Origin of the sequence: Streptomyces sp. NPDC006261 (assembly GCF_040613515.1) — a bacterium.
GTDB lineage: Bacteria > Actinomycetota > Actinomycetes > Streptomycetales > Streptomycetaceae > Streptomyces.
This window is the reverse complement of sequence record NZ_JBEXSI010000028.1, coordinates 24,614-37,903: the sequence shown is the minus strand read 5'-3', so window position 1 is coordinate 37,903 and position 13,290 is coordinate 24,614. Positions and strand designations below refer to the sequence as shown.

Annotated in this window: 11 protein-coding genes; 4 read left to right on the top strand and 7 right to left on the bottom strand. The window is 71.3% G+C overall.

The genetic code is table 11. The annotated features are described in order from the left end of the window. Nucleotides 1–191: 191 nt before the first annotated feature. Complete coding sequence (locus ABZ154_RS19795) at nucleotides 192–1,697, top strand: acyl-CoA synthetase (RefSeq protein WP_356834292.1); 1,506 nt, start codon at nucleotides 192–194, stop codon at nucleotides 1,695–1,697. Beyond that, a complete protein-coding gene (locus tag ABZ154_RS19790; protein WP_356834290.1) occupies nucleotides 1,687–3,186 on the top strand; it encodes a carboxyl transferase domain-containing protein in 1,500 nt (499 codons plus the stop codon). The genes ABZ154_RS19795 and ABZ154_RS19790 overlap by 11 nt, the downstream gene beginning before the upstream one ends. 13 nt (nucleotides 3,187–3,199) lie before the next feature. On the opposite strand, the gene ABZ154_RS19785 is transcribed toward ABZ154_RS19790, so the two are convergent. Beyond that, nucleotides 3,200–3,823: a TetR/AcrR family transcriptional regulator gene (locus ABZ154_RS19785; protein ID WP_356834288.1), complete on the bottom strand. Its 624-nt coding sequence runs from the start codon at nucleotides 3,821–3,823 to the stop codon at nucleotides 3,200–3,202. 104 nt (nucleotides 3,824–3,927) lie between these two features. On the opposite strand from ABZ154_RS19785, the gene ABZ154_RS19780 reads away from it, so the two are divergent. Beyond that, a complete protein-coding gene (locus ABZ154_RS19780; RefSeq protein WP_356834286.1) occupies nucleotides 3,928–4,668 on the top strand; it encodes a 3-oxoacyl-ACP reductase family protein in 741 nt (246 codons plus the stop codon). Between the two features lie 111 nt (nucleotides 4,669–4,779). Here ABZ154_RS19780 and ABZ154_RS19775 read toward each other — a convergent pair whose 3' ends face one another. Beyond that, entirely contained in the window at nucleotides 4,780–6,042 is a 1,263-nt protein-coding gene (locus ABZ154_RS19775) for an MFS transporter (RefSeq protein ID WP_356834284.1), read from the bottom strand. Nucleotides 6,043–6,313: 271 nt separating this feature from the next. Here ABZ154_RS19775 and ABZ154_RS19770 point away from each other — a divergent pair, with 271 nt between their 5' ends. Next, nucleotides 6,314–7,084 (top strand): potassium channel family protein, encoded by a 771-nt coding sequence (locus ABZ154_RS19770; RefSeq protein ID WP_356834282.1) that lies wholly within the window; start codon nucleotides 6,314–6,316, stop codon nucleotides 7,082–7,084. A gap of 376 nt (nucleotides 7,085–7,460) precedes the next feature. Here ABZ154_RS19770 and ABZ154_RS19765 read toward each other — a convergent pair whose 3' ends face one another. The 5 genes from ABZ154_RS19765 to betT form a co-directional block, all read right to left on the bottom strand. Continuing rightward, nucleotides 7,461–7,598: a methionine/alanine import family NSS transporter small subunit gene (locus ABZ154_RS19765; RefSeq protein ID WP_356834280.1), complete on the bottom strand. Its 138-nt coding sequence runs from the start codon at nucleotides 7,596–7,598 to the stop codon at nucleotides 7,461–7,463. Further along, a complete protein-coding gene (locus tag ABZ154_RS19760; protein ID WP_356834278.1) occupies nucleotides 7,598–9,130 on the bottom strand; it encodes a sodium-dependent transporter in 1,533 nt (510 codons plus the stop codon). Before ABZ154_RS19760 ends, ABZ154_RS19765 begins: the two co-directional genes overlap by 1 nt. 289 nt (nucleotides 9,131–9,419) lie before the next feature. Further along, a complete protein-coding gene (locus tag ABZ154_RS19755) occupies nucleotides 9,420–10,298 on the bottom strand; it encodes a cytochrome c biogenesis CcdA family protein (protein WP_356834276.1) in 879 nt (292 codons plus the stop codon). A gap of 6 nt (nucleotides 10,299–10,304) precedes the next feature. After that, nucleotides 10,305–10,892 carry a redoxin domain-containing protein gene (locus ABZ154_RS19750; RefSeq protein ID WP_356834274.1) on the bottom strand — a complete coding sequence of 196 codons (588 nt, stop codon included), beginning with the start codon at nucleotides 10,890–10,892 and terminating at the stop codon, nucleotides 10,305–10,307. A 226-nt stretch (nucleotides 10,893–11,118) separates the two neighbouring features. After that, the gene (gene betT / locus ABZ154_RS19745; protein ID WP_356834272.1) at nucleotides 11,119–13,242 is read right to left on the bottom strand and encodes a choline BCCT transporter BetT; all 2,124 of its coding nucleotides are present in this window, start codon (nucleotides 13,240–13,242) and stop codon (nucleotides 11,119–11,121) included. Nucleotides 13,243–13,290 lie beyond the last annotated feature (48 nt).

Sequence of the window (13,290 nt, the reverse complement as noted above, 5' to 3'; positions counted from 1 at the left end):
TACGGCGCCGTCCGCGCGGCCCAGGGTGGGGTGGTGTTGCCGGAGACGGCCCCGGTCGTCGAGGTGGCCGGGGGGTGGCCGAGGGGCCCAGACCGGACCGCTGGCTCCTGCGCAGTCGCCCTGGGGTGACGCCGGCCTCATCGGCTTCCGAGTCCCGGCGAAGCCCGCGCCGACCCCCTAGGCTTCCCGGCGTGACCCTCCTCCTTCCCCCGCTCCAGTCCCCCACCGGCCCGGCAGCCTCCCGGGAGGCCGTCCGCTTCGGTGCTCTCACCCTGACCTACGGCGAACTGGCCGAGGCCTCCACCGCCCTCGCCGCCCGGATCGCGGACGCGGGCCGGGTCGCCGTCTGGGCCACCCCGACGCCGGAGACGGTGATCGCGGTGGTGGCGGCGCTGCGGGCCGGCGTGCCGGCCGTACCGCTCAACCCCCGTACGGGCGAAGCCGAGTTGGCGCACATCCTGGCCGACAGCGAGCCCACCGCCGTCCTGGCGGGCCCGGACGACGAGCTGCCCCCGGCACTGGAGAAGCTGCGGCGGGTGACGGTCGACGCCCGGGCGGTGGCCGAAGCCCCGCAGGGGTACGGGCCGGGCGAGGCGGCCGCCGAGGCCCCCGCCCTGATCGTCTACACCTCCGGCACCACCGGCCCGCCCAAGGGGGCCGTTCTGCCCCGCCGGGCCATCGCCGCGTCCCTGGACGCGCTGGAGGGCGCCTGGGGGTGGACCGGCGACGACGTCCTGGTCCACGCGTTGCCGCTGTTCCACGTCCACGGCTTGATCCTGGGCGTCCTCGGCCCGTTGCGCCGGGGCGGCTCCCTGCGCCACCTGGGGAAGTTCTCCGCCGAGGGCGTGGCCCGTGAGCTGGGGTCCGGGGGCACGATGCTGTTCGGCGTACCGACGATGTACCACCGGCTGGCCGAGGTGCTGGACGCTCCGGCGGGCGACGGGGAGCGGAACGCCCCGGCGGGCGGCGCCGAACGGGACGCGCTCGCCGGGGCGCTGGCGGGGGCGCGGCTGCTGGTCTCCGGTTCGGCCGCGCTTCCCGTGCACGACCACGAGCGCATCGCGGCGGCGACCGGGCGGCGCGTGATCGAGCGGTACGGGATGACGGAGACCCTGATGAACACGGGGATCCGGGCGGACGGCGTACCGCGCCCGGGCACGGTCGGCCCGCCGCTCGCCGGGGTGGAGCTGCGCCTGGTGGAGGAGGACGGCACGGTGCTGGAGGGGCCGCAGGCGATCGGCGAGATCCAGCTGCGCGGCCCGAACCTCTTCACCGGCTACCTGAACCGGCCCGACGCCACGGCCGCCGCGCACACGGCGGACGGCTGGTTCCGTACGGGCGACGTGGGCACGGTGGACGAGGACGGGTACGTCGCGATCATCGGGCGCAAGGCCACCGACCTGATCAAGAGCGGCGGCTACAAGATCGGCGCGGGCGAGATCGAGAACGTGCTCCTCGGCCACCCCGGCGTCCGGGAGGCGGCCGTGACCGGTGAGGAGGACCCGGACCTGGGCGAGCGGGTCGTGGCGTGGGTGGTCGCGGCCGACCCGGACTCGCCACCCCTCGCCGAAGAGTTGGCGGACCATGTGGCGGCGCAGCTGGCCCCGCACAAGCGCCCGCGCACGGTGCACTTCCTGGACGCGCTGCCCCGCAACGACCTGGGCAAGATCGTGAAGAGGTCGCTCCATGCCCGCTGAGCCTTCGGCCCGGATGACGGCCCGGGAGGTGATCGCGCTGCTCACGGGCGGCACGGCCTTCACCGAGCACCTCCCGCCGCCACGCGCCCTGCCGCCGGACGGCCCGCTCGGCTGGGCGGGGTACGACGCGGCGCGGGAGCGGGCGACGGAGCGGACGGGCGAGGACGAGTCCGTGGTGTACGGCACCGGGGTCGTCGGCGAGCGGGAGTGCGTACTCCTCTCCTTCGAATTCGGCTTCCTGGGAGGCTCGTTGGGGCAGCTGACGGGTGACCGCCTGGAGGCCGCGTACGGGCTGGCACTGTCCCGGCGCCTCCCGCTGCTCGCGCTCGTCGCCACGGGTGGCAGCCGGATGCAGGAGGGCATGGTCGCGCTCACCCAGCTCCAGCGGGTGGCGGCCGCCTCCACCCGGCTGCGGGCGGCGGGGCTCCCGCAGATCGCCGTGGTCCGCGACCCCACGACCGGCGGCGGCTGGGCGACGGTGGGGGCGGGCGCGGACGTGGTGCTGGCCCTGCCGGGCGCCCAGGTCGGGTTCGCCGGGTCCCGGGTGCGGCCGCCGGACGCGGACCCGTACGCGTACGGCGCCGAGGGCCAGTCCGCCGCGGGCCAGGTGGACGCGGTGGTCCCGGCCCGGGAGCTGCCGGGCACGGTGGGGCTGTGGCTGCGGGCGCTGGGGGCGCCGGGCGGGAGGACGCCAGGCATGGGCGAGGGGACGCGGGGCACGGGCGGCGGGACCGGCTCCGCCGAACCGCACGACGCCCCGCCTGCCGCGCCCCCGTCGCGGGCCGAGGCGCGTGAGGTGCCCCGGGCCGGGGCCGCCTCCGAGGACGGGCCCGCTGCCGCACCCCTCCCCCGTGCCCAGCCGCCCACCGCTTCCGGGCTGCCGGCGACCGGGCGGGAGGCGGTGGAGCGGGCCCGTTCCGCGCAACGGCCGCGCGCGGAGGCGTATCTGGCCGACTACTTCGCCGTACGGCTCCCCCTCCACGGGGACAGGTGCGGCGGTACGGATCCCGGGCTGCTGACCGGCTTCGGGCTGCGCGCCGACGGGCAGCCGGTCGCGTACGTCGCCCAGTGCGGGACCCCGACCCGCCCGGCCGGGTACCGGGCGGCGGCCCGCACGATCCGGCTCGCGGACCGGCTCGGCGTCCCCGTCCTCACCCTGGTCGACACCCCGGGCGCCGCCAACGACGCGGAGGCGGAAAGGGCGGGCGCGGGCGCGGCCATCGCCGACACCTTCTCGGCGATCGCGGCGGCCCGGGTCCCGGTGACGACGCTGGTGATCGGCGAGGGCGGCTCGGGCGGTGCGCTGGCCCTCGCAGCACCGGGCAACACCCATGTCACGGCGGACAGTTATTTTTCCGTCATCGCCCCCGAGCTGGCGGCGGCGATCCTCAAGCGGCCTCCAAAGGAGACGGGCGCCACCGCCGACCAGCTCCACCTTCGGCCGCAGGACCTGGTGGAACTGGGCATCGCCCGCTCCATCGTGACGTAGGAAGCGCAGGCACTCATCCTGACGGGGGCACCGCCTTCCGCACCAGCGAGTCCCAGAGGGCGATGGCCTGGTCCACGGTGGAGGTGAGGCGCTCCAGGGGCACGCCGTCGCGTGCCTCGACGGAGAGCCCGTGGAGGATGGTCGCGTAGAAGGCGGCGACGTGGCGGACGTCGGTGTCGATCCCCAACTCCCCTTCCTCGACAGCCCGTTCCAACCGCGCCTCCAGCTCCGCGACCGCCGCCCTGCGACACCCGGCCAGATGTTCGGCGACCTCCCTGTTCTGCTGGGAGCAGTTGGTGGCCGCGAGGACGATCATGCAGCCGCTGGGGGTGCCCGGGTCGGCGAAGATGGCGATGTTGCCGCGCAGCATGGCCTCGACGGCACCCCGGGCCGTCGGCTCCTCGCGCAGGGCGCGGCCGGTCGACGACCCCGCGGTGGCTCCGTAGAGGGCCACGGCCTCCCGGAACAACCTTTCCTTCGAGCCGAAGGTGTTGTAGAGGCTGGCGGAGTTGATGCCCATGGCGGCCGTCAGATCGGTGAGCTTGGCGCCCTCGTACCCGTACTCCCAGAACGTCTCCATCGCACCGCGCAGCGCCGCTCCCCGGTCGAACGCACGCGGCCGCCCTCTTTCGGCCATCTCCGCCTCCTCCCAGGGGGGTTGCCTCTTGCCCGCCCCACCTGTTTAGTATTTCTGGATCGTCCGACCTAAAAATAGCTCAACGCGGCAGCGGAAGGAACAACATGTCTCAGTTAGCGGGCAAAGTGGCGCTGGTGACCGGAGGAAGCCGGGGCATAGGCGCCGCGATCGCCCTCCGCCTGGCCGAGGAGGGCGCCGACGTGGCGCTGACCTATGTGAGCGCGGCCGACAAGGCGAAGGAAGTCGTGGCGGCGGTCGAGGCGTCGGGGCCCAAGGGCCTGGCCATCCAGGCGGACAGCGCGGACCCGGAGGCCGTCGTGCGCTCGGTCGAGGAGGCGGCGGGCGCGTTCGGGCGCCTGGACATCCTGGTGAACAACGCCGGGATCTTCTCCTACGGCCCGATCGAGGACGTGACACCGGCGGAGATCGACCGCATGCTCGCCGTCCATGTGCGGGCCGTCTTCCTCGCCACCCAGGCCGCCGTCCCCCACATGGGGCAGGGCGGCCGCGTCATCAGCATCGGGAGCTGCTGGGGCACCCGCGTACCCGTGCCGAACGTGACGCTGTACGCGATGAGCAAGTCGGCGCTGACCGGCTTCACCAAGGGCGTCGCTCACGACCTGGCGCCCAAGGGGATCACGGCGAACATCGTGGACCCCGGCCCCACGGTCACCGACATGAACCCGGAGGGTACGGAGGTGGCGGAGGCGGAGCGCCTGAGGACGGCCGCGAAGGTGATGGGCACCGGCGCCGACATCGCGGGGGCCGTGGCCTTCCTGGCGGGCCCGGACGCCCGGTGGATCACCGGCACCTCGCTGGCGGTGGACGGCGGGTACACGGCCTGACGGTCGTACGCGGACCTGATGGCGCGGTCCGTGCGCTGCGGCGTCGGGTCCCGACGCCGTGGCGGGCGAGGCTCTACGGGATCGGGCCCCGACGCCGCGGAGGAAAGGGCCCTACGGCTGCGGGTCCCGGGCATCGTAGCGGGCGAAGCCGCGCCACTTCAGGGCGAGCAGGGAGACGGCGACGACACAGGCGGCGCCTCCGCCGACGACGGCCACGGCGGGCGAGGTGAGGTCGGCGACCGAACCGGCCAGGAAGTCGCCGAGCCGGGGCCCTCCCGCGACGACGACGATGAAGACGCCCTGGAGCCGGCCGCGCATCTCGTCGGGGACGGCCGCCTGGAGCATGGTGTTGCGGAACACCATGGACACGGTGTCGGCGCACCCGGCGAGGGCGAGGAAGAGCAGCCCGAGCCAGAGGTGCCGGGTGAGCCCGAAGACGGCGATGGCGGCGCCCCAGCTGCCGACGGCCAGCAGGACGGCGAGGCCGTGCAGCCGGATGCGGCCGAGCCAGCCGGAGAAGACCCCGCCGAGGAGCGCCCCGAGCGCGGGGGCGGCGACGAGCATGCCGGTGGTCCGGGCGTCACCTCCGTACCAGAGAATCGCGACGACCGGGAAGAGTGCCCGGGGGTGGGCGAGGACCATGGCGCACAGGTCGGTCAGGAAGGTCATCCGGAGGTTGGGCCGGCCCGCCAGGAACCGCAGCCCGTCCAGTACGGAGGCCCGTTTGCGCGCCCCTTCCTCCCGGTCGGGCAGCATCGGGGGCAGCCGCCACATCGCGTAGAGGGAGGCGGTGAAGGTGAGGGCGTCGACGGTGTACGCGGCGCGGTACCCCCACCAGCCGACGATCAGCCCGCCCAGCATCGGTCCGACGAGGGCGCCCGTCGTACTGGTCATGGAGCTCAACGCGTTGGCGGCGGGCAGCTGTTCCGGCGGCAGCAGCCGGGCGACCATCGAGGAACGGGCCGGGGCGTTGAGGGCGAAGCAGACGGCCTGGAGGGCGACGATCGCGTACAGCAGGCCGATGTTCTCGATGCCCGCGAAGGTCGCGGCCATCAGGACGAGGGCCAGGGAGAACGAACCGGCGGCGCTGAACAGGCCGAGCTTGCGCCGGTCGACGGTGTCGGCGACGGCTCCGCCGTAGAGCCCGAACACCACGAGCGGCACGAGCGAACAGAACCCGATGAGCCCCACGGAGAACGCGGACCCGGTGATGCCGTAGACCTGGAGCGACACGGCGAGGGCCGTCATGCCCTGCCCGATCCAGGACACGGTGTTGCCGAACCAGAGCCGCCGGTAGTCGGGCGAGGACCGCAGCGGGGTGAGGTCGGCGAATATCCGGGTGCGGTGGACGGGCGGCTCGGTCGTTTCGGTCACAGGGAATGGTAGTCACGAGCGGTTCCCGACGGTCCTGGCGGCCACCGGAGCAGGCGGGGAGACCATCGGGAAGGGCGCGTGGTGGGGCGAGAAAGGCTGTGCGATGGGGATCGGGTCCGCCCGACCAACGGCACTCGAACGGAGACGACTGTGCGGTACGCCCCGGCACCACGATCTGCTCGGCACATCCGGATGTCCGCGGCCCTCCGCGGCCTCAAGCGCGCGGCAGCGTATCGGGGCTCGCTCCCTACCCGGTCTCTACGATGCCTGCATGAAGCATGGAACCGCCCTGGACCGCTGGGAACAGCGCACGCGTACCCCGCTGCTGGTACTGGCCGTGGTGTTCGCCGCCGCCTACGCCCTTCCCGTCCTCGCCCCGGACGCACCGGCTTGGGCACGCACCGCGTGCTGGGCTGCCGAGTGGGCGGTATGGGTGACCTTCGCCGTCGACTACATGACGCGACTGCTGCTCGCTACCGGCAAGTGGGCCTTCGTCCGCAGCCATCCGCTGGACCTGCTGGCGGTGGTCCTGCCGCTCGTCCAACCGCTGCGGCTGCTGCGGCTGCTGTCCACACTGCTGCTGGTGGGCCGACGAGCCAGTCAGGCTCCGCAGGTCACGATGACCGTTTATGTCGCGGGGTCCGTCGTCGGACTCATGATGTTCGGTTCGCTCGCGGTGCTGCAGGTGGAACGGGATGCGCCGAGCGGCAACATCCGCACGATCGGAGATGCCGTGTGGTGGTCCTTCACGACCATGACGACGGTGGGCTACGGGGACCTGGCGCCCACCACCGGACTCGGCAGGCTGCTCGCCGTGGGCCTGATGCTCTCCGGCATCGCACTGCTCGGGGTGGTGACGGCGAACATCGCGGCCTGGTTCATCTCTCGCTTCGAGCGGGACAACGCCGAGGAAAGAAGGCAGACGGCGCTCCTGGAGGCTCTGACCGCGGAAGTGGCCGCATTGCGGGCCGAGCTGGCACGTAGCGCCGGCGCCTATGAGCCCGCGTCGAGAGTGCCCGGCCCCTCGTCCGCCGGGCCGTGACACCCATCCGCCAGGAGCACGGCCAGGAAGAGCAGTCCGAGCATGAGGTAGCCGCGGCGCGCCGGGGCACCCGGTGGGCAGCGCGCGGCCACCGCGCCGATCGCGCAGGTCTTCGAGGCCAGGTCGCTGCCGCTCCGGCAGGACCCAGTCGCGGAGCCGGCTGGGCATGTGTCCGGTATCCGGACGTGAGGCTACGGGCGCGGCAAGGACACGACCGGGCCGGCGTCACCGCCGGGGGCGGTGTCGGAGCCATGTGCGGCTGAGCCGAGAGCCGGCCGCGCACGGACCGGGCCGCGGCAGCGACGGCACTCTGTGCCGGACGTCTGCCGCGAACCCGGCGGCCCGGTACGTCTCCCAGGAGCCGGTGAGGGCTCGGTCACTCGGCCCGGTGGGCGCCGGGCGGAAACTCTTCCGGCGGCTCCGAGTGGCCCCTCAGCCGGAGGATGGCGGTGATCAGTCCACCCCAGACGATGAGCATGGCGACAACCATCATGACGATGGCGCTGGTGGACATCAGCGCTCCTTCCGGTCAGCGGGCGACTCCATGTCCAGGTCGATGTCCTCGCCACCGGCCGGCCACGGCATCAGAGTGAGGATGGCCCCTACCAGCAGTGCGCCGATGGCGACGCTCCAGCCCGCGGAGAGCAGAAAGCCGGTCGAGTAGCCCTCATAGTTCTCCTCGAACTCGGTCCGTAGGCTGTCGACCATCATCCAGCCCAGCACCAGCGGTGTGATGACACCGAGGCAGATACGCCACCAGCGGCCGAGCCGGATGGCGGAGGTGGCGTCTGCGTTCTGCTGGAGGCTGGGCAGCTGCCGCAGCACCCAGACGATCACGATCAGCCCGACCAGAGCCGCCAGGGCGATGCCGTACTGATTGATGAAGTGGTCGGACGCGTCGAGCAGGTAGATGCCGGACTCGGTGGGGAACAACAGGACCGAGACCAGCGCCACCAGACCGCCGATCCCCAGGACCGCCGGCATGCGCCGCATGCCGGTCCGGTCCTGCACGGCCGAGACGACCACCTGCACGATGGAGATCAGCGAGGAGAGTCCCGCGATCACCAGGGAGCTGAAGAAGAGCACGCCGAAGAGGCCACCGAGCGGCATTTCCGAGATCACCGCGGGGAAGGCGACGAACGCCAGGCCGATGCCCGCGCCGGCGACTTCGTCGACGCCGACCCCCGAGGCGGTCGCCAGATAGCCCAGGGTCGCGAAGACCCCGATACCCGCCAGGATCTCGAACGAGCTGTTGGCGAACCCCGCCACCATCGCGGAACCCGTCAGGTCGGCCCGGCGGCCCAGGTACGACGCGTACGTGACCATGATGCCGAACCCGATGGACAGGGAGAAGAAGATCTGCCCGTAGGCAGCGACCCAGACGCTGCCGCTGCCGAGTTCCGACCAGTTCGGCGAGAAGAGGGCGTCGAGACCTGTGGCCGCTCCGTCCAGCGTGAGCGCCCGGATCACCAGTGCGGCGAACAGGACGAAGAGCAACGGAATGAAGATCTTGTTGGCGCGCTCGATGCCTCGCCGGATACCGAACGCCAGGACGGCCAGCACGACCGCCCACACGGCGATGAGCGGCCAGAACACCCCTGGTACGAAGCCGTCCAGGAAGCCCGGGGTCTCAGGGGCCCGCAGGAAGTCGCCGAAGAGGAACGCCTCCGGGTCGTCGCCCCATTGCCGGCCGACCGAGAACCCCACGTACCGTACGGCCCAGGCGATGATCACGGCGTAGTAGGTGGCGATCACGAAGGAGATCGCCACCTGCCACCATCCGATGACCTCTGCCGGCCGGGCCATCCTGCGCAGAGCGGCTGGGGGCGACAGACGGTACTTGCGCCCGATGGCGTACTCCATGATCAACAGCGGAATGCCCGCCGAGAGGAGCGCGATGAGGTACGGCAGCAGGAAGGCGCCACCACCGTTCTCGTAGGCGATGGCGGGGAACCGCCAGATATTGCCGAGCCCGACGGCCGAGCCGATGGCGGCCAGCAGAAAGCCGGTGCGGGTGGCCCATTGCTCACGTGGCTGCTCTGCCATTTGCAGTCCTCGGATCCCCTCATAGCGCTGCGGATCAAACTGATGGAACGTTAGCGCGGAAAGTGTCCCAAACCACCCTGACAGGGCCCACAGACAACACGAAGACCGCCCACACCGGCCAAGCACTGGAGGCTCGAACGCTTTCGGCGTCATATGCGCCGGGCTTCTCGCGACGCGCCACCGTGGACCCGGCCAGGAGGGCTGGGAGCGCGCACCTGTCGCCTTGTGCGCCCGGACCGGCCGGGTCGGCGGGGGACGTCGGGCAGCCTCGCAGCACGTCTGTGCCGCGTCAGTCTCTGTGGCCGGCCCCGTCCGCCGACCGGTCCTCCGTCTGTGCTCGCCTGCGGCGGATCGCCCAGGCGGTCAGGAGGAGCACGGCCAGAAGTGTGGTCAGGATGGCGGGGCCGACGGAGTCCAGTGTGTCGGCGAGGAGGCGCTGAGCCGCTCCGGCGGTGTCGATGACGGGGTCGGTGACGGCGGGATCGCGCTGGACGCGGATCTCGTACCAGCCGTAGTAGGCGACGTACGCCCCGACGAGGAGGATGAGCCCGCCGCCGATGCGCGGCGCGAGGGCGCCGACACGGCGCAGTTGGCCGACCGCTGTGCTGCGGGTGAGGGCGACGGTCAGGGACGCGACGCCGACGATGAGACCCATACCGGCCGCGTAGGCGGCGAAGAGGACGGTCCCCTCGGTGGTGGAGCCGCTGCGGAAGGCGGAGACGACGATGGCGAGAAACGGGGCGATGGTGCAGCCGAGGGAAGCGGTGGCGTAGGCCATGCCGAACAGGGCCATCGAGGGGATGGACCGGGTCACCTTGGGCGCCCGTCGAACCTTCGGCATCAGGGCAGGCAGTTGTCGGCCGGTCAGCAGCCAGGCCCCGGCGGCGGCCATGAGGCTACCGAAGGTGACGGTGAACCAGGGCAGGTGCTCCTGGACCTGCCCGGCCAGGGGCTGGATCGCCAGGCCGAATATGCCGAACAGGGCGGTGAAACCGGCGGTGATCGAGGCGGTCGCAACGAGGGCCCGGGTTACGGCGACACCGCGAGTGGGACTGTCGTCGCCGAGGACGAGGAGGGACAGGTAGGCGGGGAGCAGGGCGAAGCCGCAGGGGTTGACGGCGGCGAGAACGCCCGCGGTGAGCGCGAGGGCGAGCGGCAGGTCGGACATCGCCGGTCAGCCGACCAGCCCGGCGACCTTCTCGGCCAGGCCTTCGCCTTTGGGCAGGACGCCCTCGTAGACGGTCTTCCCGTTCTTGTCGAGGATGACGTAGCGGCTCTGCTCGGTGACCTCGAACCGCTTCCAGAGCTCGCCCTTCTCGTCGGACAGCTGCGGGAAACCGCCGGTCCCCGTGTCAGCGACGAAGTCCTTCATGGCCTCGTTCCGGTCGAGACCCGCCACACCGACGACGTTGGCCTCGCCCGCGTAGTCGGCGGCGACCTTCGCGGTCTGCGTGGCCTGGGCCTTGCACTTGGGGCACCAGGGCGCCCAGAACCACAGCACGGTCGGCTTGCCCGCCAGTGCGTCGGCCTGAAACGGCTTCCCGTCCACCGTGGTAGCGGTGAACCGCAGCGCCTGCGGCACCGCGACCTCGGCGGTTCCGTCGCCGCTCGCGTCGGAGGAGGCCGGCGGCTGTGCAGGGGACGAGGAGCCCGAGGGAAGTGCGCCCGCCGGCCCGTCGTCGGCGCCACTGTCCGCTCCGCATCCCGTGAGGGCGAGGAGAACCGCGGCGAGGGCGACGGGCAGAACGGTGCGGGCGCGCATGGAGGACTCCAGTGTGGTCGGGAGGTCGGGATGGGAGTCACTCTAGAATCGCCCGCCCGCCCCGCGGGCACGGCAAGGCTTACGGTTCGGTGACGTGAGTCGGAGGCAGTGACCGAGCCGTCGGAGGCGACTGCCTGCACCGACGAGCCCGGTCGCTCCACGCCGAAGATTCCTCGACACGCCTGTGTGGCCGGTGAAGACACCGATCCTGACCGAGCTCCGCCTGCTACTCCGGCTGGTCCGCGTTCGGGGCATCAGGTCGGTGGTCGGGGAAAGCCGACCCTGCCGTGGCCTCGTGGTGCAGGCGCAGGAACTCCATATGCCGCTCGTACTGGTCGAGGGTGTCACCGATGAGTTGTTCCCTGGTGTAGCCCATGACGTCGTAACCCTGGTTGCCCTCGGCCAGCTGGACCTCGAAGCGCACATAGGTGTCGTGGGTGCTCACCGACCGGGTGGCGAAACCCGGGGTGGGCCGTTCGACGGGCCAGACCCGATAGACGAACTGGTCCTTCGGGCCGATCGGCACGGCGAGGCCGACGTATGAGAGGCCGTTCTCTTCGACGGTGCCGGACAGGATCTGCGCATCCGCCCCTTGCTCACGCAGTTCTTGGACGACTTCCTCGAACGCCGGGCGGCAAACGTCCTCCACGAATCTGGCGGCTGCCCGTCTGCCGGGGAAGGACATCGCCCGCGACAGCCTCTGTCGCCAGTTCCGCGCCCCCGAAGGCCCCTGCTGCGTGGTCCGTCCGGAGAGCGACCCCGGCAGGGTGGTGGTGAGTGCCTCCTCACGCATCCGCTCGGAGCGCAACGCCAGGTAGAGCCCCGCCATGATCAGGAACATCACGAACGAGAAGGGCAGCCCCATGATGATCGTGGCTTCGGTGAGGGCCTGCACACCGCCCACCAGGAGCATGGCGAGGGTGAGCAGGCCCGTCGCCACCGCCCAGAAGACGCGGAGCCAGGTCCGCGCGTCGGTCACCGGTGTGGGGAGGTGCGAGCTGAGGTTGCCCATGACCAGGGCTCCGGAGTCGGCGGAGGTGACGTACAGGAGCAGCCCGACGAAGGTCGCGAGTCCCGCACTGAACAGCGCCCCGGGGTATTGGTCCAGCAGTCCGTAGAAGGCCTGCTCGGGGGAGTTGAGCGCGGTCTCCCCGAAAGCGGAGTTGCCGTCGCGCACCACGAACAGTGCGCTGTTGCCGAAGACGGCCAGGAAGAGGCCGGTGAAGAGGAACGGGATGATCAGGGTCGCGGCGACGAACTGGCGCAGGGTGCGGCCTCGCGAGATCCGGGCGAGGAACAGACCCACGAACGGCGCCCAGGCGATCCACCAGGCCCAGAAGAACAGCGTCCAGGCGTCCAGCCATTCGGTCGGCTGGTCGTAGGCGAAGGTGTTCAGTGTCATCGACGGAAATCCGCTGAGGTAGTCGCCGATGTTCTGCACCAGCGCGTTGAGCAGCCGGAACGGCTCGCCGACGATCAGGATGTAGAGCATCAGCAGTACGGCGAGGAGCACGTTGAGCTGCGACAGTCGGCGGATGCCCTTGTCGACCCCGGCAGCCGCCGAAACGGTGGCCATCACCACCGCGACGGCAATGAGCCCGATCTGTGCGGGCAGACCCTCCGGGACCCCGAAGAGGACCTTGAGCCCGTAGTTCAGCTGCACCACGCCGATGCCGAGGGACACGGAGATCCCGAAGACCGTACCGATGATGGCCGCCAGGTCGACGGCGTCACCGATCCTGCCGTGGATCCGACGGCCGATGATCGGGTAGATCGCGGAGCGGATGGCGAGCGGCAACTGGTGGCGGAAAGCGAAGTAGCCGAGCGCCATACCCATCAGCGCGTACATGGCCCAGCCGGTGATGCCGTAGTGGAACAGCGTCCACACCACGGCCTGCTGGGCCGCCTCCAGCGACTCGGGGTCCCCTTCCGGCGGCACCAGGTAGTGGCTCACCGGGCCGGCGACCGAGAAGAACATCAAGTCGATGCCGATGCCCGCCGCGAACAACATCGCGGCCCAGGCGAAGAGCCCGTAGTCCGGCTTGTAGTGCTTGGGACCGAGCTTGATCGTGCCGTACTTCGACAACCCGATGAAGACGACGAAGACGAGATACAGGGTCGCGGCGAGGAAGTAGTACCAGCCGAACCAGCCGGAGATCTTGTCCACCACCACGCCGATGACCTTCTCGGCACCCGAGGGGGTGATGATCGCCCAGATCGAGATGGCCAGGATGAGCGTCGCGGAGCCGAAGAAGACCAACGGTTTGAGCGAGCCAGCCCCTTCCGCACCGGGATCGGCCTGCGGCTCGTCCGCGCCAGGCCTGGGGCCCTTGTCTCCTACGGTCGACATGGTCGGCTCCTTTCGCAGGGGCGGGCAACTGTGCGGCTTCCGGTCTGC